This is a genomic window from Pusillimonas sp. NJUB218 (genome assembly GCF_003788685.1).
Taxonomy (GTDB): domain Bacteria; phylum Pseudomonadota; class Gammaproteobacteria; order Burkholderiales; family Burkholderiaceae_B; genus Neopusillimonas.
In genome coordinates this window covers 87113-112480 of the sequence record NZ_NQMK01000005.1, presented here as the reverse complement: position 1 = coordinate 112480, position 25368 = coordinate 87113, and the positions used below count along the sequence as shown (strand labels likewise).

Annotated in this window: 23 protein-coding genes; 4 read left to right on the top strand and 19 right to left on the bottom strand. The window is 55.9% G+C overall.

Features of this window, described 5'->3' with window-relative positions:
* Nucleotides 1-39: 39 nt before the first annotated feature.
* The 16 genes from CHR62_RS08195 to rpsB all read right to left on the bottom strand — a co-directional run bounded on the left by CHR62_RS08195 (nt 40) and on the right by rpsB (nt 15574).
* Entirely contained in the window at nt 40-816 is a 777-nt protein-coding gene (locus CHR62_RS08195) for an RNA methyltransferase (protein WP_123660590.1), read from the bottom strand.
* Entirely contained in the window at nt 813-1448 is a 636-nt protein-coding gene (rnhB, locus tag CHR62_RS08190) for a ribonuclease HII (protein WP_233574915.1), read from the bottom strand. The genes CHR62_RS08195 and rnhB overlap by 4 nt, the downstream gene beginning before the upstream one ends.
* Nucleotides 1420-2610: a lipid-A-disaccharide synthase gene (gene lpxB / locus CHR62_RS08185; protein WP_123660589.1), complete on the bottom strand. Its 1191-nt coding sequence runs from the start codon at nt 2608-2610 to the stop codon at nt 1420-1422. The genes rnhB and lpxB overlap by 29 nt, the downstream gene beginning before the upstream one ends.
* Nucleotides 2607-3401 (bottom strand): acyl-ACP--UDP-N-acetylglucosamine O-acyltransferase, encoded by a 795-nt coding sequence (gene lpxA, locus CHR62_RS08180; protein ID WP_123660588.1) that lies wholly within the window; start codon nt 3399-3401, stop codon nt 2607-2609. Before lpxA ends, lpxB begins: the two co-directional genes overlap by 4 nt.
* Complete coding sequence (gene fabZ / locus CHR62_RS08175; RefSeq protein WP_093970170.1) at nt 3401-3853, bottom strand: 3-hydroxyacyl-ACP dehydratase FabZ; 453 nt, start codon at nt 3851-3853, stop codon at nt 3401-3403. Before fabZ ends, lpxA begins: the two co-directional genes overlap by 1 nt.
* Before the next feature lie 48 nt (nt 3854-3901).
* Nucleotides 3902-4996 carry a UDP-3-O-(3-hydroxymyristoyl)glucosamine N-acyltransferase gene (gene lpxD, locus CHR62_RS08170; RefSeq protein WP_093970171.1) on the bottom strand — a complete coding sequence of 365 codons (1095 nt, stop codon included), beginning with the start codon at nt 4994-4996 and terminating at the stop codon, nt 3902-3904.
* A gap of 6 nt (nt 4997-5002) precedes the next feature.
* The gene (locus tag CHR62_RS08165; RefSeq protein ID WP_093970172.1) at nt 5003-5563 is read right to left on the bottom strand and encodes an OmpH family outer membrane protein; all 561 of its coding nucleotides are present in this window, start codon (nt 5561-5563) and stop codon (nt 5003-5005) included.
* An 83-nt stretch (nt 5564-5646) separates the two neighbouring features.
* A complete protein-coding gene (bamA, locus tag CHR62_RS08160; RefSeq protein ID WP_093970173.1) occupies nt 5647-7983 on the bottom strand; it encodes an outer membrane protein assembly factor BamA in 2337 nt (778 codons plus the stop codon).
* 52 nt (nt 7984-8035) lie between these two features.
* Entirely contained in the window at nt 8036-9370 is a 1335-nt protein-coding gene (gene rseP / locus CHR62_RS08155) for an RIP metalloprotease RseP (protein ID WP_123660587.1), read from the bottom strand.
* Between the two features lie 192 nt (nt 9371-9562).
* Nucleotides 9563-10771 (bottom strand): 1-deoxy-D-xylulose-5-phosphate reductoisomerase, encoded by a 1209-nt coding sequence (gene ispC, locus CHR62_RS08150; protein ID WP_123660586.1) that lies wholly within the window; start codon nt 10769-10771, stop codon nt 9563-9565.
* Nucleotides 10772-10775: 4 nt separating this feature from the next.
* Entirely contained in the window at nt 10776-11621 is an 846-nt protein-coding gene (locus CHR62_RS08145; protein ID WP_123660585.1) for a phosphatidate cytidylyltransferase, read from the bottom strand.
* A gap of 14 nt (nt 11622-11635) precedes the next feature.
* Complete coding sequence (gene uppS, locus CHR62_RS08140) at nt 11636-12400, bottom strand: polyprenyl diphosphate synthase (RefSeq protein WP_123660584.1); 765 nt, start codon at nt 12398-12400, stop codon at nt 11636-11638.
* 37 nt (nt 12401-12437) lie between these two features.
* Nucleotides 12438-12998, bottom strand: a complete 561-nt coding sequence (gene frr / locus CHR62_RS08135) for a ribosome recycling factor (protein ID WP_093970178.1) — start codon at nt 12996-12998, stop codon at nt 12438-12440.
* Nucleotides 12999-13011: 13 nt separating this feature from the next.
* On the bottom strand, nt 13012-13728 hold the full coding sequence (gene pyrH, locus CHR62_RS08130; protein WP_093970179.1) for a UMP kinase: 717 nt from the start codon (nt 13726-13728) through the stop codon (nt 13012-13014).
* Nucleotides 13729-13859: 131 nt separating this feature from the next.
* The gene (tsf, locus tag CHR62_RS08125) at nt 13860-14732 is read right to left on the bottom strand and encodes a translation elongation factor Ts (RefSeq protein WP_123660583.1); all 873 of its coding nucleotides are present in this window, start codon (nt 14730-14732) and stop codon (nt 13860-13862) included.
* An 89-nt stretch (nt 14733-14821) separates the two neighbouring features.
* Nucleotides 14822-15574, bottom strand: a complete 753-nt coding sequence (gene rpsB, locus CHR62_RS08120; RefSeq protein WP_093970181.1) for a 30S ribosomal protein S2 — start codon at nt 15572-15574, stop codon at nt 14822-14824.
* 330 nt (nt 15575-15904) lie between these two features.
* On the opposite strand from rpsB, the gene map reads away from it, so the two are divergent.
* The 4 genes from map (at nt 15905) to CHR62_RS08100 (ending at nt 21590) form a co-directional block, all read left to right on the top strand.
* Nucleotides 15905-16714, top strand: a complete 810-nt coding sequence (map, locus tag CHR62_RS08115) for a type I methionyl aminopeptidase (protein ID WP_093970182.1) — start codon at nt 15905-15907, stop codon at nt 16712-16714.
* Between the two features lie 118 nt (nt 16715-16832).
* Entirely contained in the window at nt 16833-19412 is a 2580-nt protein-coding gene (locus CHR62_RS08110) for a [protein-PII] uridylyltransferase (RefSeq protein WP_123660582.1), read from the top strand.
* 178 nt (nt 19413-19590) lie between these two features.
* Nucleotides 19591-20070: a disulfide bond formation protein B gene (locus tag CHR62_RS08105; RefSeq protein ID WP_123660581.1), complete on the top strand. Its 480-nt coding sequence runs from the start codon at nt 19591-19593 to the stop codon at nt 20068-20070.
* 377 nt (nt 20071-20447) lie between these two features.
* Nucleotides 20448-21590 (top strand): porin, encoded by a 1143-nt coding sequence (locus CHR62_RS08100; protein WP_123660580.1) that lies wholly within the window; start codon nt 20448-20450, stop codon nt 21588-21590.
* Between the two features lie 393 nt (nt 21591-21983).
* Here CHR62_RS08100 and CHR62_RS08095 read toward each other — a convergent pair whose 3' ends face one another.
* The 3 genes from CHR62_RS08095 to CHR62_RS08085 form a co-directional block, all read right to left on the bottom strand.
* A complete protein-coding gene (locus tag CHR62_RS08095; RefSeq protein WP_093970523.1) occupies nt 21984-22943 on the bottom strand; it encodes a VOC family protein in 960 nt (319 codons plus the stop codon).
* Nucleotides 22944-23022: 79 nt separating this feature from the next.
* Complete coding sequence (locus CHR62_RS08090) at nt 23023-24522, bottom strand: aldehyde dehydrogenase (protein WP_123660579.1); 1500 nt, start codon at nt 24520-24522, stop codon at nt 23023-23025.
* Between the two features lie 21 nt (nt 24523-24543).
* Entirely contained in the window at nt 24544-25362 is an 819-nt protein-coding gene (locus CHR62_RS08085) for an aspartate dehydrogenase (RefSeq protein WP_123660578.1), read from the bottom strand.
* Nucleotides 25363-25368: the final 6 nt, after the last annotated feature.

The following is a 25368-nucleotide window of genomic DNA, read 5'->3' as shown; positions in this document are numbered from 1 at the left end:
TAGCTGCACGGGGCCGGTCAATAATGCGGGCCGGCGCCCTCAATGTGCCTGGTGTTGCCGAAGTTGCTCGTACAGGCATACCGCCGTTGCCACCCCGACATTCAACGACTCAACGGCGTCGCTTTGCGGGATAAACACCCGCAGATCGGCGCGCGCCAACAGAGCCGGGTCGACCCCCTGCCCTTCATTTCCGGCCAACCAGGCGCAGGCCTTTGGCAATTCAAGGCTGTACAACATTTGACCCTGCTCTAGGGCAGTAGCTACCAGCGGCACCCGCAATCGCTCGCACAGCGCATGTAGATCGAGCTGTTCATATACTTGCAGCGCAAAGTGGGCGCCCTGGGCGCTTCGCAGCACTTTGGGTGACCAGGCGGAAACCGACCCTTCAGACACAAACACCTGCTTTATGCCAACCGCTGCCGCCGTACGTAGCAACGTACCCAAATTACCTGGGTCTTGCACACGATCGAGCCAGAGCACGTTGCCAGAAATAGAGGCAGGCAAATCGGGGCTCGGTCGCTTCACCACAAAACATACGCCCTGCCCTTGTCCTGCAACCTGAGACAAACGCGGATATAGCGCGGCATCAAGCGTCAACCCGACATCAGCGTCAATGTGCTTGGCCAAACGCTGAAGCGCCGCACTTTGCGCCAGCCGCTCGGCGTCGAATACCGCCCAGACTGGAAGCCCTTGATGACGCAGCCATTCTTCACACAGATGCACGCCTTCAAGCAACACCTGATCCGACACTTTGCCGGCGGACACGCGCAGCAGTTGCTTGTACTGAGGGTTGTCGCGCGACTGGAGATGCTTCACAGACACGCCCCTTCGATGGACACCATGTCGCGTACAGGCGCAAAGCTGCGGCGATGTGCCAGACAGGGCCCGTACTGCCGCAGCCGCTCAATGTGCAGGGCCGTGCCGTATCCCTTATGCTGATCAAAACCGTAAACGGGGTACAAATCGTGCAGGCGGTCGCAATCGGCGTCACGCGCTGTCTTTGCCAAAATCGATGCTGCCGAAATAGCTTTGACTTTGCTGTCGCCTTTTACGATGGCCTGTGCCGGGGCGACCAGCCCAGCAGGCACACGGTTACCGTCAATCAGTATCTGGCTTGGTCGTACCGCCAGGCCCTCGCAGGCCCGACGCATCGCCAAAAAAGTGGCCTGCAGAATGTTCAGGGCGTCAATTTCCTCGACACTGGCCTGTGCAATGCACCAGGCCACAGCGGTACGCCGAATCTCTTCGGCCAAGGCATCACGGCGTTTGGCCGTCAGCTTTTTAGAATCGTTCAAACCCTCGGGAATGCCGGTTTCGGGCAGGATGACCGCCGCCGCGTAAACCGGACCCGCCAACGGGCCCCGGCCTGCTTCGTCTACGCCAGCGATCAAGCCGGCCGGGATTGCCATATCGAATAAGTCAGCCTGCATGGCGGGTAGCCACATCATAAATAGCCCGAGCGGCCAAGGTAGGAGTATCGCAGCGAAGGGTATGATGCATGGCCAAAAACCGCTGAGCCAGTGTTTCTGCCCTTGCTTTATCGGTCAAGGCTGCCCAGGTCGCGTCGGCCAGTTTTTCTGGTGTCGCGTCGTCTTGCAGCAGCTCGGGTACCGCAAAATCATTCAACAGCACATTGGGCAAACCCACCCAAGGCACATAGGGCTTTTCCTGCCCCGACTTCCAGGCCATTAAGCGGCGCATCATGGGCGACAGCACATACGAAATAACCATGGGCCGCTTGAATAAAGCAGTTTCAAGTGTGGCGGTGCCGCTGGCAACCAAAACCGCATCGGCAGCTTCCATGGCATCCCAAGCTGCCGGCCGGCCGGCCGTGGTGCTGCGATCGATAATTTTTAAATTGCGCACTGGGTATGCCGCCAGAATGGCCTCAAATTCGGCCCGCCGCTGGGCATTGACCATGGGCACCAGCAATTGCAGCGCCGGGTCTTGGGTTTGCAAAATGCGCGCTGCCTGCAAAAACCTCGGGGCCAGCAAACGAATCTCAGAAGCGCGGCTACCAGGTAACACGGCGAGTACGCGCGCGCCGGCATCCAGGCCCAGTTGCTTGCGCATTTGGATTCGATCGGGTTCAAGCGGAATTAAATCGGCCAACGGATGGCCGACAAACGTGACCGGGATGTCTTCCTTTTCGTAGATGGCCGTTTCGAACGGGAACAGCACCAACATATGCGAGACCGATTCGCGTATCTTGTGAATACGGCTATATCGCCAGGCCCAGATCGACGGGCCCACGAAATGAACGGTGGGGACACCGGCTTGCTTAAGCTGATGCTCGAGTCGCAGATTAAAGTCAGGCGCGTCGATACCCACGAAAACATCAGGCCGTTGTTCAAGCCAATGCGATTTGACGTCGTGGTAGGTTCGCAGCAAGCCGGGCAAGCGCTTTAAGGCATCGACATAGCCAAAAACAGTCAAAGCCGCCATATCGTGCCGGCAGTCAAGACCCTGGGTGCGCATGGCCGGCCCACCAATACCGTCGAAACGAACATCAGTGGTGGCAATAGCCCCGGACTGCAGCCCCGCCATGACCCGTGCGGCCAACAGGTCGCCGGACGGCTCGCCTGCGACCATCCCGATATGCAAGGTCATGGCCGAACGATGCCGCGACCTTCAACAGAGAGGAAGTCGATAAGCGGCTGAAGGGCTTCTGCGGCATCGGGTCGATCTTGCTGGAGCACACGCATTTGCGCAACAGCCTCGTCGACTTTAAGTTGTCGGCGAAACAACAGCTTGTAGGCTTCTTTCAGGGCGGACACAGCTTCGGGACTGTAGCCGCGACGGCTCAGGCCCTCGGTATTGACGCCAACCGGGCGAAAAGGGTCGCCAGCACCAATAACGTAAGGTGGGATGTCTTGACGGATGGCGCTGTTGCCCCCCACCATACTGTGCGCGCCGATACGAACAAATTGATGCGCCGCCGTAGAACCACCAATGATGGCCCAGTCTTGAATATGGATATGACCAGCCAACTGAACGTTATTGGCAATAATGGTGTGACTTCCCACCTGGCAATCGTGTGCAATGTGCACATAGGCCATGATCCAGTTATCGTCTCCAACGCGGGTGACGCCTACGTCTTGTACCGTGCCGGTATTAATGGTGACATACTCGCGCACCATATTGCCGTTGCCAATTTCCAGGCGGGTAGATTCGCCCTTGTACTTTTTGTCTTGCGGCATGCCGCCAATAGAACAAAAACGGTAGAACTCGTTGTTTTCGCCAATGGTCGTGTGGCCATCGATAATGCAATGCGGCCCAACGACGGTACCCGCCCCAATGACCACGTTAGGGCCAATCAGGCTGTAAGGGCCGACCGTAACATTGGCACCCAGCTGCGCGCCGGGTGAAATGATGGCCGTAGGGTGAATTAATCCCGACATCAGTCTTCCAGCACCCGGATCGCGCACATAAGCTTGGCCTCGGCCACTTCTTGACCATCGACGGTAGCGCGGCCTGTGTACTTGCACATGGTACGGCTGATGCGGTCGGCGGTAACTTCGATGCGCAACTGGTCGCCGGGCACTACAGGACGGCGGAAACGCGCACCGTCAACACCCACCAGGTAATAGGCAATTTTCTGGTCTGCAGGGTTAACGTTGGAATCGCCTTCGAACGAAAACAAGGCCGACGCCTGAGCCATGGCTTCGATGATGAGAACACCCGGCATGACCGGGTGGTGCGGAAAGTGGCCCGTGAAGAAGGGCTCATTCATGGTCACGTTTTTAAGGGCGACAATGCTTTTGCCCGGCACCATTTCAAGCACACGATCGACGAGCAGCATCGGGTAACGATGCGGCAAACGCGCCATGATTTGTTTGATATCCAGTTCCATATCCTGTCCTACATAAGCACGCCAACGGCGCGATATTTTGTAATGATTTTATTGTTCGTTTTGAGGCGCGTTTTTTTCACACGCCCGTACACGACGACGCAGGTGGGCGAGTTGCGATACGACTGCCGCATTTTTTTGCCAATGGGTATGCTCGGCAAACGGATAGACGCCGGTATACCGGCCAGGCTCTAGCACATTAGACGTAATGGCCGTGCCACCAGAGACATGGACGTCATCACCCAACACGATATGCCCGGACAACATGGACGCCCCGCCGATGGTGCAACGCTGCCCAATGACCGTAGAGCCGGCAACGCCCACGCATGCGGCCATGGCGGTGTGATCACCGACCTTTACGTTATGAGCCAGCATGATTTGATTGTCGAGTTTTACGCCGTTGCCGACAACGGTATCGTCGAGCGCACCGCGATCGACAGTGGTGTTGGCGCCAATTTCGACATCGTCGCCAATACGCACGCCGCCCAGCTGGGCAATTTTGGCCCAAGCGCCCTGCCCCTTGAACGGGTCGGGTGCAAAGCCAAAGCCATCAGCGCCTAATACCACGCCGCTATGCAATATAGCCCGATGGCCCACGCTCACGCCGTGGTACAGCGTAACCCGCGCATGCAGGAGGCTGTCATTGCCGACGGACGAACCTTGCCCGACAATACAACCGGGCCCAAGACGGGCACCGGCGCCGATAGAAGCTTCGGCTTCGATGACGCAATGTGGGCCAATACTGGCCCCCGGACCAATGCGCGCGCTGGGATCGACAACGGCAGACGGATGAATGCCCGTTGGCAACTGCTCGAGACGATGCTGGTCGAACCACTGCGCCAGCAAGGCATACATTAAGTAGGGCTGGCTGCAGATAACCGCGTGGAACTGAGGGCCCGGCGCCAGAGCATCAAATACGTCTTGCGTAAGAATGACGGCCGCTGCTCGACATTGCGCCACCTGATCTTTAAGCCGCGGATTCGACAGAAAGCTGACTTCGTCGGGACCGGCAGAAAGCAACGAGCCTATACCCCTTATATGGGATGTAGGCTCGTTGATTAACCGGTAGTCTAGCCCGACCTTATTGGCACTGCGCAACAGGTCGGAAAGAGAAGGCGCCTGTTCAGGCGCTAACAACACCGGCATAACACATTAACCGCCGAGGGCCTTAAGTACCTGGTCGGTAATGTCAACTCGGGGGCTGACCGTAACGGCATCTTGAATGATCAGGTCGTAGCCCTGGCTGTCGGCGATTTGCTTGATCGCGGCGTCGGCCTTTTCAACGATAGAGGAAAACTCTTCGTTACGACGGCGATTGAAGTCTTCCTGGAATTCGCGACGCTTGCGCTGCAAATCGGCATCGATATCGGCCAATTCGCGTTGACGCTTGACCCGGTCAGACTCGGACAACACAGGTGCGTCTTTGTCGAACTGCTGCGCCTTGTTGCGCAGGCTGTTAGCCAGGTTTTGCAGCTCTTGATCGCGACGCTTGAACTCGCCTTCTATCTTGGCCTGGGCTGCCTTGGCGGGCTTGGAATCACGCAGGATGCGTTCGGTGCTCACGAAGCCGACTTTGGTGCCCTGGGCCTGGGCAGGCGCAGGCAGCGTAACCAGCGTTGCGGCGCCCAGAACAGCTGCCATAGCCAAAGCGCGTTGACCGCGAACCAGGCTACGGGTTAATGCAGAAACTTTCAAAACTAATTCAGACTTCATGAAAAATCTACCTTGCAAGTGCAGAGATAAAAAAACTATTGTGCCATTAAACGCGCCGAATTAAAAACTCGGCGCCTGATGGATTAAAAGCCTGTGCCGATCTGGAACTGGAAGGCCTGGAGATCGTCGCCGCCCTTGGCGTTAAGCGCTTTACCCCAAGAAATTTCGAGCGGGCCCATAGGAGACTCCCAGGACAAGCCCAAACCAGCCGAGTAACGCCAGCCGCACGGATCTTCGACCTGATTACTAATGCCCGTTGCACATGCACCGCCGCCCGTGTTGGCGATTTGACCAGCGTCGGCAAATACAAACCAGCGCAGCGTACGATCACGCGTGGCGCCAGGGAACGGCAGGTACAGCTGCGCGTTGGCAATCATGCGCCGCGAACCCCCAAGGTAGTCGCCCGTACGGACATCACGTGGGCCCAGCGATGCGCCTTCGTAGCCACGGACGGAACCCAGACCGCCTGCATACATGTTCTTGATGACCGGGAATGTTTTGCTGCCATAGCTACGTGCCCAGTCGATCTTGGCATTTAGCGCCAGAGTAAAGCTTCGCCCTAACGGAACATAATACTGTTGCTGACCGCTAAGCATGTAGTAGCGCAAATCGGCCGTAGAGACGTCAGCGCCTAAACGAGTGTAGCTACCTTTACGCGGAGCAATGGCGCTGTCGCGAGTGTCTTTCGCCCAACCAAGGTTGAAAATGACGGCATTGGTACTGTCGCCATACTCGTTGGTGAAATCGGTGTAAGCCTGTGGGGGATCGTAGAGCTCGAGCTTGTTATGTTCGAAGGTTGCACCTGCAAACACGCGGTCGTACTCGGAAATGGGCACCCCGAAGTTCATGCCACCGCCGTAAGCCGTAACACGGTAGTCGCCACGATCACCGCTGCCGGTGTCGTAAGGCGTTGTACGCCGGTAGTACAGCGACGTCGTTTTGCTGATACCCTCGGTTGTCCAGTACGGGTCGGTGTGCGCTACAACCAGGGTACGGTTGGTTTTACTGGTATTTACTTGCAACGAAAGGCTGTTGCCACTGCCAAAGATGTTTTCTTGGCTGATACCCGCCGACAAAATAACCTTGTCGGTAGAACCGTAACCCACCCCCAGGTTAATAAGACCTGTGGGCTTTTCTTTCACGTCGACGTTGATATCGACCTGGTCCACCGAACCGGGTACTGGCGCGGCATCAACGTTGAGCTCGCTGAAGTAACCGAGACGATCGATACGGTCGCGCGACTCTTTGATGCTGCTCGAGTCGTACCAAGCCGACTCTTGTTGACGCATCTCGCGACGAACAACGACATCGCGTGTACGTGTGTTACCCCCGATTTGAATGCGGCGGACATAAACACGACGACCCGGGTCGACGTAAAAGGTCAGGTCGGCTTCTTTGGTTTCGCGATCAAGCTGAGGGTTGGGGTTGACGTTGGCAAACGCATACCCCAGGCTACCGAGGTAATCGGTAATAGCTTTGACACTGGCGTTAGACACTGCGGCAGAGAACGTTTCGTTTTCTTTAACTTGAATAAGCGGACGAATCTGGTCGTCGAGCCCAAGCAATTCACCGGCCAACTTAACGCTGCGCACCTTGTAGGGCTCGCCTTCGTTAACGGTGATGGTGATGTATATGCTTTGGCGATCGGGCGAAATGGTGACCTGAGGCGGCTCCATTGTAAATTCTAGGTAGCCACGATCGAGATAATAAGACCGGATCGCTTCAAGGTCGCCTTCAAGCTTTTCGCGCGAATACTTGTTGGTACCTGTGTACCAAGTCATGATGCCGCCCGTTGTCAGGCTCATTTCATCGCGCAAGTCGCTAGCCGAAAAAGCTTTGTTGCCTACAAAGTTAATTTGGCTGATCGTAGCTACGTCACCTTCGAAAATATCGAAAGTGACGCCTACGCGGTTGCGTGGCAAGGGCGTGATGATAGGTGTAACTTCGACACCATATTTACCCTGCGACAAATACTCTTGCTTTAATTGAAATTCGGCCTGCTCGAGCGCGGCGCGGTCGAATACGCGGCCGGGGCCGAAACCTACTGACCCGAGTGCCTTGTTAAGCGCTTCGGCATCGAAAGCCCGCATACCGTTAAAAGTAACCGACGCAATAGTAGGACGTTCTTTTACAGCCACCACAATGACGTCATTTTGGGTGTCGATATTGACGTCGCTGAAGAAACCAGTAGCGTAAAGACGCTGAATGGCTTCGGCGGCTTGCTGTTCGGTAAACTCTTGCCCGACCTTGACTGGCAAATAACTGAAAATAGTACCGACATCGACGCGCTGGACACCTTCGACGCGAATATCTTTGACAACAAATGGTGTGAAGGCGTTGGCCAGGCCCGGGGCCAGAAACGCAGTCAGCACCAATGGCATGACGCGGCGGGCTAAAGAGAACTTACGACGAAACGACATCCTGGGGGATCCTTAGACGATCTGGTGGTGGTGGATTGTACGGCACAACGTGTTAACTGAAAAGACGCACAAAGTCATTAAAAAAGGCCAGACTCATGAGCGCCGCCAGTAACCCCAGGCCAATGCGCTGGCCTTGTTCAAGCCAAGCGTCGGGCACGGGCTTGCCGCGTACAATTTCAAGCAAGTAATACATTAAATGGCCGCCGTCGAGCATAGGTATGGGCAGCAAATTCAAAACGCCGATACTAACACTGATAAGCGCCAGAAAACCGATATACGCGGCCAAACCAATGCGTGCCGACTGGCCCGCGTAATCGGCAATAGTGACAGGCCCGCTGATATTACGCACCGAAACGTCTCCCGTCAGCATGCGACCCATCATTTTCAGTGAAAACCAGGCGGTCTCTGCAGTGCGTTCGAGGCCGCGCCATACGCTTTCAAAGGGCCCGTAACTGACTGACACCATGGGGAAGTCGGCCCCCAACATGACCCCTACCCGGCCCACTGTTTGCCCATCGGGGCCGGCCTCTGGACGCGGGGTGACGGTAAAGGACAAAGCAACGCCATCACGCAACACCGTGACTGGCAGCGGCTGATCGGCACTGGCCTGCACCTTATCAACAAACGCTTGCGGGCCGGGCTTGTCGAGTTCGCCCAAACGAATGATTTGATCGCCGTCTTTCAAGCCCGCCGCCTGGCCTGCACCGCCGTCAATCACCTGCCCCACCTTTAGCGTAGGCGCGTGCAACGCCAACCCGGCTTGCAGCAAGGGATCTTCGGTTTCGGGGGTAATATTTGCCGCCTGCAACGCCAAACTTCTTACACGTTGCGTACCTTCTGCGGTGTCAACCTGAAGATCGGCTCGCCCGCCCGAGGCGACAAGGTCGAGCAACGACCAACGCGCTTCGCTCCAGGACTGCACGGCTTGGTCATTGACAGCCACAATGCGGTCGCCCTCTTTTACGCCAGCCATCGCTGCAGCGGTATTGGGGGCTGGTTCGGCCAGTATGGCGGCGGGCTCTTGGGTACCAACCATACTTAAGCCGGCGTAAAGCGCGGCAGCCAACAGCAAATTGGCTATGGGGCCAGCGGCAACAATAGCAAAACGCTGCCCTACCGGCTTTTGATTGAAAGATTCAGCTTGCTGCGCCAACGTTGCATGTTCGGGCGGGTCGTCTTGCATTTTGACGTAGCCGCCAAGCGGAATCGCCGAGAGCGCCCACTCGGTGCCATGGCGGTCGGTACGGCGCACCAAAACGCGACCAAAACCTACCGAAAACCGTAGCACCCTGACCCCACACCAACGGGCCACCCAGTAATGCCCAAGCTCGTGAAAAGTGATAAGGAGGCCTAGCGCGACAGCAAACGCCAGCAAGGTAAACAACATAAAAGCCTAGAAATAGTAGACGCAACGAAACATTTTAACCGGGTGCAAGCAGCGCCCGGTAGATATCTTGCTGGTTTATTTAATATAGCGCAACGGACTCAGGCCGATGAAGTTGCTATCGCAGAAAGACTACCGGAATACGGCGCTGATTACGTAATGACTTTAGACGTGTCAGCCCCAATACCACTGCGATCATGAGTCGAGCGCAAACTGACGGCATAACGCTTCAGCCCTGGCCCGCGCAGCACGGTCAAGCGCCAGCACGTCTTCCAGCGATGCCGGTGCTTGACCAAAACTTGACGCCAGACTTTGCAGACTGGCATCGATGACCTCTGCAATGGCCATGAACGAAATGCGTCGGTCAAGAAATTGCGCAACTGCCACCTCGTTAGCAGCATTCAAGGCTATACAGGCTCCCTGCCCTGCGCGCAAGGCATCGAATGACAAACGCAAGCACGGAAAGCGATCGAAATCTGGGGCTTCGAAATCGAGACGCCCCTTCGCGGCCAAATCGAGCAACCCGACACCACTGGCAATACGGTCGGGAAAACCCAAGCCATAAGCAATAGGCGTACGCATATCTGGCTGACCCAATTGCGCCAGCACAGACCCGTCGTCATATTCGACCATTGAATGCACCACGCTTTGCGGATGCACCAGCACCTGAATAGCGTCGACCGGCATGGCAAACAGCCAATGGGCCTCGATGACCTCCAACCCTTTGTTAAGCATAGTGGCCGAATCGACGGAAATCTTACGGCCCATGCTCCAGTTCGGGTGAGCGCAAGCTTGCTCGGGCGTGACGGCAGCCAAATCAGCTAACGGTGTATTACGAAACGGCCCACCAGACGCGGTAAGCACCAGCCGTCGTACGCCGCGCGCCGGCGCAGTCGGGGCACTGGCCCGGTCGCCGTGAGGCAAGCATTGAAAAATAGCATTGTGTTCGCTGTCGATAGGCAGCAATTCGGCACCATTACCGCGAACCGCTTGCATAAACAGATTGCCCGCCGCCACCAGCGCTTCTTTGTTGGCTAATAAGACGCGTTTGCCAGCCTGCGCAGCAGCCAGCGCGGAAGGCAAGCCCGCCGCCCCTACAATGGCTGCCATGACCGTGTCGACCGCGCCGTCGGCGGCGGTGTCGACCAAGGCCTGGGCACCCACACGCACTTCAGGCATGACGCCGGGGCCGCGGCCCCACACTTGACCAAACTGCTGAGCCGCCGCGTCGTCGGGCACCACAACCACCTGAGCCCCAGTGCGTGCGGCCTGATCCGCTAATTTTTCGATGCGGCTATGCGCTGTCAGGGCATAAACAGAAAACGTGTCGGGATGCCGGGCAATAACGTCGAGCGTACTTTCGCCAATAGAACCCGTAGAACCAAGAATACATACGGACTGCATGCCACTAAACCCCTACAAGCAACAACGCCAGCGGAGCAACCGGCAATAACGCATCGATGCGGTCGAACACCCCACCATGCCCGGGCAAGAGGCCACTGGAGTCTTTAAACCCGGCGCGCCGCTTGAGCAAAGACTCGAATAGGTCGCCCACAATGGAAATAGCCGCCAGCAAAACGGCAAAGCCCAATGCGGCGACAAAGGACCATTGCTGCAGCAGGTCGGCACCAAAGGTACCAGGCCAAATACTGCTGGCCATCGTCCAGACTGTGGCGGCGATAACGCCGCCGAAAGCACCTTCCCAGGTTTTGCCGGGGCTAACACGCGGGGCGAGCTTGTGACGACCAAACGCCTTGCCACAAAAATAGGCGGCAATATCGGCGAACCAGATCAGCGCCAATAACGACACCAGATACCAGGGACCTTTATGCAACAGCAAAATAATGACTGACAGCCAGGCGGCCAACAAAGCAACAACGGCCGCAATGCTGTAGAAAATACTAGGCGCCGAACGCTGCGCATCGCCTCGAATCACGGAGGGCATGGCGACACCCAGCCAAAACAAAACGGTTAGCCACAACAGAGGCAATAACGCAACATTAGCCACGCTGATGAGCAGTTGCTGGCCGCTGGCGGTAAACAATATCGCCGAAGTCGACACAACAAAAACAGCGCCAGCCGTCCAGGCCCAGGCAGATACGCAGCGTGGCAGAGTAAGACGCAACCACTCCCACAGCGTAGCGGCCGCAGCCAACCCTAAAATAAGGGCCAATGGCCAAATTTGTGGCGCCAGCACGGCAGCCAGCAGCACGGCTAGCATCACGACGGCGGTAACAACGCGCTGAGCCAGCATAAGCAGACAGCCCCTTAATATTTTGATTTTTTGGCCAGCTGTTCGCTGGTGCGACCGAATCGCCGCTCTCGGTGGCGATACCAGTCAAAAGCCTGCCCCAGGGCATTGGCATCGAAATCGGGCCAATAGGTCGGCGTGAAATACATTTCGGTATAGGCCAACTGCCAGATCAGGAAGTTGGATACGCGCTGTTCACCGCCTGTGCGAATAAACAGGTCTGGTTCGGGTGCCCAAGCCATTGTCAGACGGTCGGCCAACATCGACTCGGTAATGGCGTCTGGCGTCTGCGCCAGTTCGGGATGATCTTTCAGCAGCTGTCGCGTAGCCTGCAAGATGTCCCACCGACCGCCGTAATTGGCGGCAATTGTCAGGTGCAGAACGTCATTATGAGCGGTTCGAGCCTCGGCTGCCTTGATCAGGTCTTGCAGGCGCGGCTCGAAGGCAGACAAATCGCCCACCACGCGCAGCCTTACCCCCTGATCGGCCAGCTTCCCCACTTCCTTTTCGAGCGTCTGAACGAACAGGCGCATCAGTAAAGAGACCTCTTCCTGTGGCCTGCGCCAGTTTTCAGAGCTGAACGCGAATAACGTCAGGTACTTGACACCGGCACGGCCACAGCCTTCAATGGCGCGCCGTACCGCCTGCACACCCCGCACATGCCCTGCCGTGCGTGGCAAAAATCGCTGGGTCGCCCAACGGCCATTCCCGTCCATAATGATCACCACATGGCGAGGTGTATCGGTGGCGTCGGGAATGGACTGCGTCGAGCTGACTGACATAGGCACTGAAGATACAGGGTAATAAAACGACGGTTGACTACACCGTCATGATTTCGGCTTCTTTTTGGGCAACCAGCTTGTCGATTTCGGCAACGTGCTTGTCGGTCATTTTTTGAACCTCATCTTGCAGACGACGCTCGTCATCTTCAGAGATTTCTTTGTCTTTGACCATTTTTTTAGCCGAATCGTTGGCATCACGACGCAAATTACGAATAGCCACTTTGGCGTCTTCGCCTTCGGAACGAACCACCTTGGTCAGATCACGGCGACGTTCTTCTGTAAGCGCCGGCATCGGCACACGGATGTTGTCACCCATAGACACGGGATTTAGTCCAAGATCGGAATCGCGAATGGCTTTTTCGATAGGACCCACCATGTTTTTTTCGTAGGGCTGCACGCTAAGCGTACGGGCATCGACCACGGTAACGTTGGCGACCTGACCTACGGGTACAGGCGAACCGTAGTACTCGACCAGCACGTGATCGAGGATACCGCCATGAGCGCGGCCAGTACGAATTTTGGACAGGTTGGTCTTGAGCGCATCGACACTTTTGATCATGCGCTCTTGTGTAGATTGTTTGACTTCTGAAAGACTCATTTCCGTTCCTTTGTCAGACGTGTACCAGGGTGCCTTCGTCTTCGCCCTGAACAACGCGGGCAAGCGCGCCCGGCTTGTTGATCGAAAACACCTTGATAGGCAATTTCTGGTCGCGGCACAGCGCGAAGGCCGTGGCGTCCATGACTTCAAGACGACGCACAATGGCTTCGTCGAAACTGATGCGATTGTATCGGGTGGCGTCGGGATCTTTGTTGGGATCGGCACTGTAGATGCCATCGACCTTGGTGGCTTTGAGGACCACTTCAGCACCGATTTCGGCGCCGCGCAATGCTGCAGCAGTGTCGGTGGTAAAGAAGGGGTTACCCGTACCCGCCGCAAAAATAACGACCTTGCCCTCTTCGAGGTAACGCAAAGCTTTGGGGCGAATGTAAGGTTCGACCACCTGGTCGATATTCAGCGCCGACTGTACGCGGGCGTCAAGGCCCCGATTTTTTAAAGCGTCTTGCAAGGCCAGCGCGTTCATGACGGTGGCCATCATGCCCATGTAATCGGCCGTCGCACGGTCCATACCTTGGGCGCCGGGCGCTACCCCACGAAAAATATTGCCGCCGCCAATAACAATGGCCAGCTCAATACCCAATTTGGCGACCTCGGCGATATCTTCGGTCATGCGCAAGATGGTACTGCGATTGATCCCGTAAGCGTCTTCACCCATCAGCGCTTCGCCGGACAGTTTAAGAAGAACACGCTTGTACGATCTGGTGGTCATAAGAATTTCCTGTAGAAACAGCCCGTAGTGTGGCCTGATGCGTGACAATGCCCAAGCACGTTTGTGCCCGGGCATTATGACACTACTTGCATGTTACGCCGAAATAGGCGCAACGCAGAAGTTGAAGACGCTTAGTTGCCGGCAGCAGCAGCTACTTCGGCCGCAAAGTCCTCTTGCTTCTTCTCGATGCCTTCACCCACTACATACAGGGCAAAGCGAGCGATAGAAGCATTCTTTTCCTTCAGCATCTGCTCGACTGACTGCTTGTCGTTCTTCACGAAAGGCTGCGACAGCAAAGTAACTTCTTTCAGGAACTTGGCCACGGCACCTTCGACCATTTTGGTCACGATATCGGCAGGCTTACCCGACTCTTGTGCTTTCTGCTCGGCAACCGAACGCTCTGCAGCGATATCTTCGGCGGCAACGCCACTCGCGTCGAGCGCTTTAGGTTTGGTGGCTGCAATGTGCATGGCCAGGTCCTTACCGACTTCTTCGTTGCCTGCGAAGTCAACCAGCACACCGATGCGGCCGCCGTGAACGTAGCTGGCCAACTGGTTGGTTGTTTCGAAACGCTGGAAGCGACGAACCGACATGTTTTCGCCGATTTTACCGACCAATTCAGCGCGAACGGACTCAACCGTGCCGGCACGGAAAGCCATTTCGGACAAAGCGGCGACGTCGGCAGGGTTCTTTTCGGTGATCAGCTGTGCCAGATCGTTGACAAACGCGATGAAGTCGTCGTTTTTGGCGACGAAGTCGGTTTCGCAATTGACTTCAACAACAGCACCCTGCTTGCCGTCGGCAGCAATAAACAGGCCGATCAGGCCCTCGGCTGTAATGCGGCTGGCCGCTTTGCTAGCCTTGTTACCCAGTTTAATGCGCAAAATTTCTTCAGCACGGGCCATATCGCCTTCGGCTTCGGTCAGTGCTTTTTTGCATTCCATCATGGGCGCGTCGGTTTTCTCGCGCAGTTCTTTAACCATCGATGCGGTAATTTGAGCCACAGTTTTCTCCAATTCAGTAAAAGACGCCCCGGGTTTACCGGGGCACGAGTCAGTAACAGCGGGGCCGCGTGTAGCGGCCACAACGGGCGTTACTCGCCGCGCTCTTCCTCGACCTCGACGAACTCTTCTTCGCCTTCAGCCACTTCTTCGACCAGGCCGTTCAGGCGCTGCTCACGACCTTCCAGGACGGCGTCGGCCATGCCACGGGCGTAAAGTGCAATAGCTTTAGCAGAGTCATCGTTACCCGGAATGACGTAGTCAATACCTTCGGGCGAGTGGTTGGTATCAACAACCGCAACCACGGGGATACCCAACGTACGTGCTTCGGCAACAGCAATTTTATGGTAGCCAACGTCGATGACAAACAGCGCATCAGGCAACGTGTTCATGTCTTTGATACCGCCAATGGCCTTGTTCAGCTTGTCGAGTTCGCGTTCGAACATGAGCGCTTCTTTTTTGCTCATTTTTTCGGTTGCGCCTTCGGCTTTCTGAGCTTCCATGTCTTTCAGACGCTTGACCGAGCTTTTAACCGTTTTGAAGTTGGTCATCATGCCGCCGAGCCAACGGCTGTCGACGTAAGGCATACCGCAACGAGCGGCTTCTTGAGCGACCAATTCGCGCGCAGCACGCTTTGTGCCGACGAACAGGACGGTGCCGCCACGGGCCGCAGTTTGACGCATGAACTTCGCAGCTTCTACGTACTGGGCAACGGTTTTTTCGAGGTTGACGATGTGGATTTTGTTACGCTGACCGAAGATGAACGGAGCCATCTTGGGGTTCCAGTAACGGGTTTGGTGGCCAAAGTGCACACCAGCTTCAAGCATTTCACGCATCAAAGACATTTAAATTCTCCAAGGGTTTGGTCTTGTACCCAACCTGTATTTGCAAGCGGCCCGCAGGCCTGGACTAAACTAGCCAGACCAAGACGTTAAAAAACGTCAGTTCGGGCCCCGCGCAAACACCCTAAGGTGGCCGGGCACGCGATTTAAAATAAACAAAAGTGTTTTCCTGCTATTTACCGACCTGGTTGCCTCAGTTAAGCCAAAGGCCTACCGAGTTATTAAGCCAAAGGCCCGCCAAGATATTTAACCCCGGCCACGCCAACCAACAGTCACTAAATTCAGGAAAGCCTATAATTCTACTATCTTTTTACCCATAGGCTCAAGTTGCACATGACCACCCCTTTAGTCACCGACCCAATCGACCTGGATAAAATGCGCGCGGCCTGCCAAGCGGCAGCCCAAACGCTCGACTTTCTGACGCCTCACGTCAAACCGGGCGTCACCACCGGCGAACTCGATCGCTTGTGTGTCGACTTCATTACCAACGAACTAAAAGTTAAGTCGGCCACTATCGGCTATGCACCGCCGGGGTACCCGCCGTTTCCGGGCGCCATTTGCGCATCAGTCAATCATGTCATTTGCCACGGCATTCCCGGCGACAAGGTCTTAAAAAACGGCGACATCATCAATATAGACGTCACCGTAATTAAAGACGGGTGGTTTGGCGACACCAGCCGTATGTTTTTTGTAGGCGAACCATCTATCTTGGCGCGTCGCTTGGTCGAAACCACCTACGACTGCATGTGGCTGGGTATCGAACAAGTCAAGCCTGGCAATAAACTGGGGGACATCGGGTCGGCCATACAAAAGCATGCAGAAAAACAAGGGTTCTCGGTCGTACGAGAATACTGCGGCCATGGCGTAGGCCAGAAATTTCACCAAGACCCCCAAATTTTGCACTACGGCAAGGCAGGCACCGGCATTACACTTGAACCCGGCATGATTTTCACGGTCGAACCCATGATTAACGCCGGCCGCCGCGACATCCGTCAGTTGGCCGACGGCTGGACAGTCGTCACGCGCGACCACAGCCTGTCCGCCCAATGGGAACACAGCGTGCTCGTCACCGACACCGGATACGAAATACTCACGGCTTCGCCCGGCATGCCCGCCCCACCTGCCTTTGTGGGCCAACCCTAACGCTTGCGCCGGCACGTGCAGCATACGACATCGTTCTCGATTTTTCCTGTATTGCACTAAATACAGAGCATGTGGCGGCAGGACGGCTTAACCACCTTAATTTTTTTGCCATCAAAAAATGACCCCTGCCCGCCTGAACGACCTGCGAGAACACTACACCCAGCGGCGCAACGAGGTCATTGAGAGCTATCGAAAACACCTACGGCCCGAAAAGCTGCTGGGCGGCTTGCGACGCGTAACCGACCAGACCCTGCGCGACATTCTAAAAATTAACCCACTGCCACCAGGCGCCTGCTTGGCGGCTGTTGGCGGGTATGGTCGAGGCGAGCTGTACCCCTACTCCGATATTGACCTACTGATACTGCTCGCCCGCGAACCCGACAGCGTGGATCGGGTTCGCCTTGAAGCCCTGGTAACCGCACTTTGGGATCTGGGCTTCGACGTCGGTCATAGCGTTCGCACCCTGGCCGACTGCCAGCGCGAGGCTGCCAACGATATTACCGTTGAAACCGCGCTAATGGAGGTTCGATGGCTAGCGGGCAGCAAGCCGCTCCTCGCTTCACTGCAAACGGCAATGGCCGACCAGCGCGATCCACAAGCATTTTTCCAGGCCAAACGCGCCGAAATGCAGCAGCGCCATGCGCGACACCAAGATACGCCCTATTCACTTGAGCCCAATTGCAAAGAAGCGCCCGGCGGCCTGCGCGACCTGATGGTCATATTATGGATAGCGCAGGCCTCGGGAATTGGGCAAACCTGGCAAGAAATCGGCCAGACCGACCTGCTGACCCCGGCCGAGTATCGCGCGCTGCGTCGCGCCGAACTGGCTTTTAAACGGCTGCGCATAGAATTGCATCTGCTGGCGAGGCGTCGCGAAGACCGCCTGCTGTTTGACCTGCAACCGGCACTAGCCAAAATTTACCGCTTCGAAGCCACCAAAACACGCCGGGCCAGCGAACTGCTGATGCAGCGCTACTATTGGGCGGCACGCGTGGTTAACCAGCTAAATACCATTCTGATGCAGACATTCGAAGAGCGTTTATTTGCCTCGCCGGATGTAAAAGCAACCCCGATCGACGACGACTTCAGCGTCATTCATAACCGGCTGGATATTCGTCGCCCCGATGCGTTCGAACGCAACCCTACGCTACTGCTCAAGGCTTTTTTGGCGGTGCAAGAACGCCCCGAACTGACCGGCCTGTCGGCGCAAGTTATGCGCGCCATGTGGCATGCCCGCCGATTGATCGACACCCAGTTCCGACGCAACCCGGTCAACCGTTACCTGTTCATGCAAATATTGCAGCAGCCGCGCGGTATTGTGCATGCCCTGCGTCGCATGACCCTACTGAATATTTTGCCGCGTTACCTGCCCGAATTTCGCAAGATTGTGGGGCAGATGCAGCACGACTTGTTCCACGCCTATACGGTAGACCAACACACCTTGCGCGTTATTCGCAATTTGCGCCGGTTTACCATGCCCGAACATGCGCAAGAGTATCCGCTGGCCAGCCAGCTGATTGCCGACATGGACAGGCATTGGCTGCTATATATAGCAGCGCTTTATCATGATATTGCCAAAGGCCGGGGCGGCGATCACTCCGAGTTAGGCGCCAAAGATGTCAAACGCTTTTGTCGTCAGCATGGCGTATCGACAGAAGACACCGACCTGGTTGTATTTTTGGTGCGCGAACACTTGACCATGTCGACGTTTGCGCAAAAGCGCGACTTGTCCGACCCGCGCACCGTTCACGAATTTGCCCGGCGCGTGAACAGCGAACGACGACTGGCCGCACTTTACCTGCTAACGGTAGCCGACATTCGAGGCACCAGCCCCAAGGTATGGAACTCTTGGAAAGGCAAACTGCTTGAAGACCTGTATCACCTGACACACGACGCACTGGGGGGCACACCCCCCGATACCGGTACTGTACTGACCCAGCGCAAAGAGGCTGCTGCAGCAGAGATCCGTTTGCTTGGGCTGCGCGACGAAGCGCGCGAAGCTTTTTGGCGGCAGCTCGACGTTGCTTATTTCTTACGTCACGATGCCGCCGAAATTGCCTGGCACACCCGCCATTTGTATCATCGGGTGGATACTGACGAACCCGTTGTCAAAGCGCGTGTCATTGGCCAAAACCAGGGGCTTCAAATCATGGTCTATATCAAAGACCGCCCCGACCTGTTCGTGGCGATATGCGGGTATTTCGACCAACATACATTAAGCATTCAAGACGCCCGTATTCACACCACACGCCACGGGTGGGCGTTGGACAGCTTTATTGTCTTGCTGCCGCAGCACGACACCGATTACCGCTCGTGGGCGAGCCTGATCGAGCACGAGCTGGCCGATGCACTTAAACAAAACCAGCCGCTCCCGCCCGAGCGCCCTGCCGAAGTCTTACGCAAACGCATGTCACGGCGGTCTCGTGTATTTCCGATTGTCCCCAATATTGCGCTTGAGCCCGACGAAAACTCAAAGTCGTGGCGCTTGGCTATTACTTCATCTGATCGCCCTGGCTTGTTGTATAGTCTGGCCCGTGTTTTTGCGCGCCACGCCATCGACCTGAAAATGGCCAAAGTGCTTACCCTGGGCGACCGTGTCGAAGACGTATTTATTATTGAGGGCGACGTTCTTGAACACCCCCGCGCGCAATTGCAGTTTGAACGTAACTTGCTGGGGCAATTAAACGATGGCGGCTAATACCGTGTCGCAGGGCGTTGTCTGACGCGCTTTCGACACATACAGGTTCTGTCGCCGACCATTCCCCAGTTAGCCACAGATAACGCTTGCTACACGCTTTTAAATTAACGATTTCCAACGCAAGTGCCGCTGTACCGAAAAGCACGGCGCACATGACCTCTTTAGAATCAGATTAAATATGCTGCCTACGTCCCGTACCCTGCTTCGCCTTGTCGCCTTTCTTTCAGTGCTTGCTGTCGCCGTTGCACTAGTGTCTCAGCATTATTTCGATATGCGCCCCTGCGCCTGGTGCGTATTCCAGCGCGTTATCTTTATTGCGATTGCTGTGGTTGCCTGGCTGGGTAGTTTGGGCAAAGGGCCTGGCGTCCTGCAAAAACTTAGCGCTTTGATCACATTACTCTTGAGTTTGGGCGGCATATTGTCAGCCTGGTATCAGTACACCGTTGCAGCCAAACTGTTCTCGTGCGATCTGACCTTTGCCGACCGCTTCATGGCTCAGTCAGGGCTAGAGGCCGCCCTGCCCTGGCTGTTTGGCATTTATGCCACATGTGCCGATGCCCGCGTTCATTTACTGGGCGTCGAATACGCCATTTGGGCTCTGGCTTTGTTCGTCGCCCTGGCGCTTATCAGTGTTTTTGTTGTTTTACGCCGACGCTAACTTGTCGTAAAAAAACAGCAGAATAGCGTCACAATCGTGGCGCTATTCACCAAAACGTCACAATTACGTTGTTTTTACAACACATCCGTGAACAAAAAAGGGTTTACCCTTATCGTCGTCACAAACCCCTGTCCGTACACTCACTTCAACGCTCAAGAAACGTAGTGCTATCAAGCAAATACGTCATAACAAAAATAGCAGTTCAGGGGTAATTCTCATTTTTTTGCAGTCGTGTTGCCGGGTTTCTAACCCAACAGCAACTGCTTTTCTTGGTGCGAAGTTTTTACAGTCCGTAGTAAAGTGACGCAGTTGGTTGCATTACTAAAAACAGTGCCGCCAAACGGCATACATTTTCATCAACGTTGGAGAACTAACCAATGAAGTTAAAAGCACTCACCGTGGGCCTGGCCCTCTCGTTCCCCGCACTGGTTGCCGCTCAAGGCACTAGCGTGACCCTGTACGGTACGATTGATACCGCTATCAACTACACCAATAACATTGGTACCGGCGAAAACAACTACACCGGTTTCAACACTCAGACTAACTCCTGGCCTTCCATGTGGGGCCTGCGCGGTTCCGAAAAAATCAGCGACAACCTCGAAGCTGTTTTCAAACTGGAATCGGGCTTTAACTCGGCCGTCGGTAGCTCCAACCAAGGTGGCCGTTTGTTCGGTCGTGAAGCCTGGGTCGGCCTGAAAGGCGACTGGGGTCAAGTTGCATTGGGTCGTCAATACAGCATGCTGTTCTGGTCCATGCTCAACTCCGACATCATGGGCCCCAACGCTCATGGTCTGGGCGGCCTCGATGGCTACATTCCCGATCGTCGTCAAGACAACGCCATCACTTACCGTGGTACGTTCTCGGGCGTGACGCTCGGCGCTTCCTACGCTAAAGGCCGTGATGCTGCTGGCGGTTGCGACGTAAACTACAGCCAAGAAAATGCTTGCTCGTCCTACAGCGCTATGCTGGGCTACGACGCCGCCACTTGGGGTGCTAACGTCGCTATCGACGTCCTGAAAGGCGGTGACGGCACAAACTGGCGTGGTTCGGGCTTGACCAACACTCAAGACGAAGACCGTCGCGTGGCATTCAATGCATGGGCTAAGTTCGACGCCTTGAAATTGGGCCTTGTTTACATCAACCGTAACACTGACGGCACTATCGGCTCCTCAAGCCGCATCGTAAACGGCGCAACACAAAACTACAACCTCGGTGATCGCTCAGACCTCTGGTCGCTGGGTGCAGCTTACGCCCTGACACCAGCTGTTACTATCGACGGCTCGGTTAACTACATCAAATTCAAGAACGCTTCGGAAAGCTCGAAGTCGATGTTGTACGTTGCACGCGTCAAGTACGCACTGTCCAAGCGCACTTCGGTTTACGCTTCGGCAGCTTTCGTCAACAACAGCGGTGTAGCTAACAGCGCGGCGAACTCCGGTTCGATCGGTGCACAGGCCTACACACCTGCAGCTGGCAACAACCAAACTGCCTTCATGACTGGTGTTCGCCACAACTTCTAATCACCTTGGTGATCCGGTCGGGCTCGTTCCCGACCGGTTTCATCGGTTGATTAAGGTTTAAAACGAAGCTTTGCTTCGTTGTAGTAACAGAAGTACCGTAGATTTGAGTTTTTAACCGGGTGATGCCGAAGGCATTTACCCGGTTTTTTTATTGCGGGCCACCCTTACTTGCATAACACGTAACCAAAGCGCCAATGCATTTGATGTTCTGGGGCTTTAGTGAAAGATGCTGTGCGGCTCTGGGGGGCTCTGAGGGCTATCAGGACAGGGTTAGATGCCGTATAAATGCCAAAAACCCCCAATGTCGGATAATGACATTGGGGGTTTTGCGTTTCAGCGTGCGGCGCGTTCTAAATTAACCTACCAACGCTGCGGTAGCGACTGCAATTACGCTTATTTGCGATCGGTTAGAAACTTGCCTTCGGGCGCAGCGACATTCTTCTGGCGACGAGTATTGCCATCCAGTCCGCCGTCAACTGCCCACTCAGCAAAGCGTGTGGGGCCGGGTTCGAACTCACGGGGCTCCCAGGCATCGGTTAATTGATCTTCGTCGGCGTAGTATTCAATCAGCCCGCCAGCGGGGTTAACGAAGTACCAGAAATAAGCTGATGAGATGGGGTGACGGCCGGGGCCGAGCTGGGTTTTCCAGCCGCAACGATCGAAATGCAAACCACCGCCGAACACTTCATGAATGTCGCGCACTGCAAAGGCCACGTGGTTCAGGCCGACCTTTTTATCAGGGGTTTGCAGCAGAAACAAGTCGTGGTGGCCGCCGTCGGCGTCGCAACGCATGAATACACCGCGACCGGGATAGCGATCGGACGGGACAAAACCGAATTTTTCGGCATAAAACTGCTCGACAGCCGCAACGTCGCTGACGAAGAACACAACGTGACCCACTTCGATGGGCTGGGCACGTTCGTACACCGGGCTACGTGCGTTGATACGCGGCTTACTGTTCCAGGTATTGCTTTCACCACAATCGACGCTAACGTCGTGCTTGCGCGTTTTTTGAAAGCTGACCAACATGCCGTTAGGGTCGATACAAGACACTCGACCACTGTCGTGCTTAAAGCCCGCCACGTCGGCCAGGCGACCGGCAAAGCGTTCGACAACGTCGTCAGACGACACGCCCCACACCACATGGCGCAAGGTTGGGCCGGCTTCGATAGGGGCCGGGTAGTCTGGGTCGTTGGCTTTCACGACGTTAACCAGACAACCATTCAGCGTCGAAAACACCAGTTTTTGCTCGCTATCAGACTTGAGCGTCAGGCCCCAGTCGGCAAAGAATTTGCGGCAGGTGTCAAAATCATCGGCACCATACGTAATTTCGTCGATTCCTAGTACATCCATTTCAATTCCTTCGAATAGTGCAACCCCGAACGGTTTGGGGCGCAGCAGGCCATTGCCCGACACGCCCTGCCCGTTGGTGCTATACCCCTGCCCAAGGCAACGGTTGTTCGTTCATGCCCCAGTACACGCTTTTCTGTTCCATGTACTGCAAAATACCTTGACGGCCTTTTTCGCGGCCCAGGCCGCTGTCGCGCCAACCGCCAAAAGGCGTTGAAATAGAAAACACTTTATAGGTGTTGATCCACACATTGCCGGCTTTAACGGCCTTGGCCAATGACCAGGCCTTTTTATAGTCTTGTGTCCAGATACCGGCGGCCAGCGCATAAACGCTGTCGTTCGCCTGTTCTACAAGATCGTCAATATTGTCAAAAGGCATCACCACCAACACCGGCCCGAAAATTTCTTCCTGGCAAATGGTTTTGCTGTTGTCCAAGCCTTCGATAATGGTGGGCAGGTAGTAACTGCCTTTCTCGTAAAGTTCGCCTGCGGGACGTTGGCCACCGCACAACACGCGGCCACCCTCTTCTACACCGATTTTTACGTAGCGCTCAACCGATGCACGATGGCTGTCGCTGATAAGCGGCCCCATTTGAGTGCTTTCGTCGGCTGGATCGCCTACCCGCAATTGCTTGGCCCCTGCCACCAGGCGGGACAAGAACTCGTCGTAGACCGCGCGGGCCACGAACAAACGAGAACCGGCAATACACGACTCGCCCGACGAACTGAAAATACCATACAACACACCAGCCACCGCGTGATCCAGATCAGCATCTTCCAGCACCATTGTCGGCGACTTGCCACCCAGTTCGAGAGAGGCGGGCATGAACTTATCGGCAGCAATACCGGCAATGTGTCGGCCTACGGAGGTCCCACCGGTAAATGAAACCCGTCGTACCAGCGGATGCCGAGTGATCAGATCACCAATGACCGAGCCCTTGCCGGGCAATACGCTGACCAGCCCCTTAGGCAAACCTGCCTCATCGCAAATACGAGCCAGTTCGAGCGCCATCAAGGGGGTAATTTCAGCCGGTTTCACAACGACCGCGTTACCGCCCGCCAAAGCAGGCGCCATCTTCTGCGCCTCGCTGGCGATGGGCGAATTCCAGGGTGTGATAGCCGCCACGACGCCCATGGGTTCGTAGACACTCATAGACATGAAGTCGCCACGCGACGGCGTGATGGTGTCCTCCAGGGTTTCGCATGCTGACGCAAAAAACTGGAATGTACCGGCAGCGCTGGCCACCAGGGCACGGGTTTCGTTGATGGGCTTGCCGTTATCCAGTCGTTGCAGCTGGGCAAGATGCTCGGCTTTTTCGCGAATAAGCTGTGCAATGCGATACAACACCGCAGCACGCTCGTGGGGTTTGCGTTGTGCCCAGCCGCTGGTTTCGAAGGCTTTCTGGGCGCCTTGAATCGCCGCCTCGACGTCGTCAGGGCTGGCCGCATTCAACGTAGCGACGACCTCGCCGGTGGCGGGGTAGTGAGTGGCGTAGGTGTTGCCCTGCCCCAAGCGCCATTCACCGGCAATGCAAATAGGCTGCGCATCAGCCCAAACGGGCAATACATCGGGTTTATTCATGACTTCCCTTTGAATACAAGGCTAAACGGCAACGGCCGCAACACGGTTTTTGAGCGCACGAACGACGCTGTACACCGTAAGCGCCGAGGTTTTGGGGTTGCTGGCCAACGGCTTACCTTTTAACGTAACGCCCATAAAACCAAACGCACCCTGCGCCTCGTAGTAATGAATGTTTTCGGAAACCGTTGGGTCGGCGTACAACTGCACGGTGGTACGGTCAAGACCGATGCCCGCCAACGAGAGCGTGGCGGCTACGTTGGCGTTTTTAGGATATAAACGCGCCGCATCGCGTGCCGAACCCTCAAAGAACAACGCTTTTTCTTTCAGGTTACGCAGATCCAGCTTGTCTTCGGCGGGCGTGCCCAACCAACCCAAAGGCGGCTTGCGCCCAACGTAAGTTACCGAGTCAAGCCCTGCAACGCGGGCGGCCGCCAACGCATCAATACCGCCAATGGCACCCGACAGCAAATGCACTTGTGTGTCGCCGGCCTTAGCGGCCGCTTCCAGCGCCTCGGGCAAGCCGGGCTCTGACAGCGCGCCAATAGAAACCACCATGCAAGGCACACCGGCCTTCAGGGCCGGCAGCACGTGCGTTTCGATAGCACTGTGGCCAGCGCATTCGACCAGTAAGTCGGGGCGGTCATTAAGCAAATCTAGCGCAGCGGCGACCGTTACTTGGGCACCGCGCGCACTGTCACCCAACTTTGTACGCGCTTCGTCTTGATGACCCTCAGGCACAATAATGCGAGTCAGGGCCAGGCGCGGCTCGTCGGCGATCAAATCGAACACCGACTGGCCAATCGCGCCAAAGCCCACCATGGCAATACGTTGAACAGACATAACGAC

Bases quoted from the DNA above. Each gene is read 5' to 3' on its own strand.
- rnhB (WP_233574915.1), bottom strand. From the start codon at position 1,448: ATGATGTGGCTACCCGCCATGCAGGCTGACTTATTCGATATGGCAATC.
- lpxB (WP_123660589.1), bottom strand. From the start codon at position 2,610: ATGACCTTGCATATCGGGATGGTCGCAGGCGAGCCGTCCGGCGACCTG.
- lpxA (WP_123660588.1), bottom strand. From the start codon at position 3,401: ATGTCGGGATTAATTCACCCTACGGCCATCATTTCACCCGGCGCGCAG.
- fabZ (WP_093970170.1), bottom strand. From the start codon at position 3,853: ATGGAACTGGATATCAAACAAATCATGGCGCGTTTGCCGCATCGTTAC.
- lpxD (WP_093970171.1), bottom strand. From the start codon at position 4,996: ATGCCGGTGTTGTTAGCGCCTGAACAGGCGCCTTCTCTTTCCGACCTG.
- CHR62_RS08165 (WP_093970172.1), bottom strand. From the start codon at position 5,563: ATGAAGTCTGAATTAGTTTTGAAAGTTTCTGCATTAACCCGTAGCCTG.
- bamA (WP_093970173.1), bottom strand. From the start codon at position 7,983: ATGTCGTTTCGTCGTAAGTTCTCTTTAGCCCGCCGCGTCATGCCATTG.
- rseP (WP_123660587.1), bottom strand. From the start codon at position 9,370: ATGTTGTTTACCTTGCTGGCGTTTGCTGTCGCGCTAGGCCTCCTTATC.
- ispC (WP_123660586.1), bottom strand. From the start codon at position 10,771: ATGCAGTCCGTATGTATTCTTGGTTCTACGGGTTCTATTGGCGAAAGT.
- CHR62_RS08145 (WP_123660585.1), bottom strand. From the start codon at position 11,621: ATGCTGGCTCAGCGCGTTGTTACCGCCGTCGTGATGCTAGCCGTGCTG.
- uppS (WP_123660584.1), bottom strand. From the start codon at position 12,400: ATGTCAGTCAGCTCGACGCAGTCCATTCCCGACGCCACCGATACACCT.
- frr (WP_093970178.1), bottom strand. From the start codon at position 12,998: ATGAGTCTTTCAGAAGTCAAACAATCTACACAAGAGCGCATGATCAAA.
- pyrH (WP_093970179.1), bottom strand. From the start codon at position 13,728: ATGACCACCAGATCGTACAAGCGTGTTCTTCTTAAACTGTCCGGCGAA.
- rpsB (WP_093970181.1), bottom strand. From the start codon at position 15,574: ATGTCTTTGATGCGTGAAATGCTTGAAGCTGGTGTGCACTTTGGCCAC.
- map (WP_093970182.1), top strand. From the start codon at position 15,905: ATGACCACCCCTTTAGTCACCGACCCAATCGACCTGGATAAAATGCGC.
- CHR62_RS08110 (WP_123660582.1), top strand. From the start codon at position 16,833: ATGACCCCTGCCCGCCTGAACGACCTGCGAGAACACTACACCCAGCGG.
- CHR62_RS08105 (WP_123660581.1), top strand. From the start codon at position 19,591: ATGCTGCCTACGTCCCGTACCCTGCTTCGCCTTGTCGCCTTTCTTTCA.
- CHR62_RS08100 (WP_123660580.1), top strand. From the start codon at position 20,448: ATGAAGTTAAAAGCACTCACCGTGGGCCTGGCCCTCTCGTTCCCCGCA.
- CHR62_RS08095 (WP_093970523.1), bottom strand. From the start codon at position 22,943: ATGGATGTACTAGGAATCGACGAAATTACGTATGGTGCCGATGATTTT.
- CHR62_RS08090 (WP_123660579.1), bottom strand. From the start codon at position 24,522: ATGAATAAACCCGATGTATTGCCCGTTTGGGCTGATGCGCAGCCTATT.
- CHR62_RS08085 (WP_123660578.1), bottom strand. From the start codon at position 25,362: ATGTCTGTTCAACGTATTGCCATGGTGGGCTTTGGCGCGATTGGCCAG.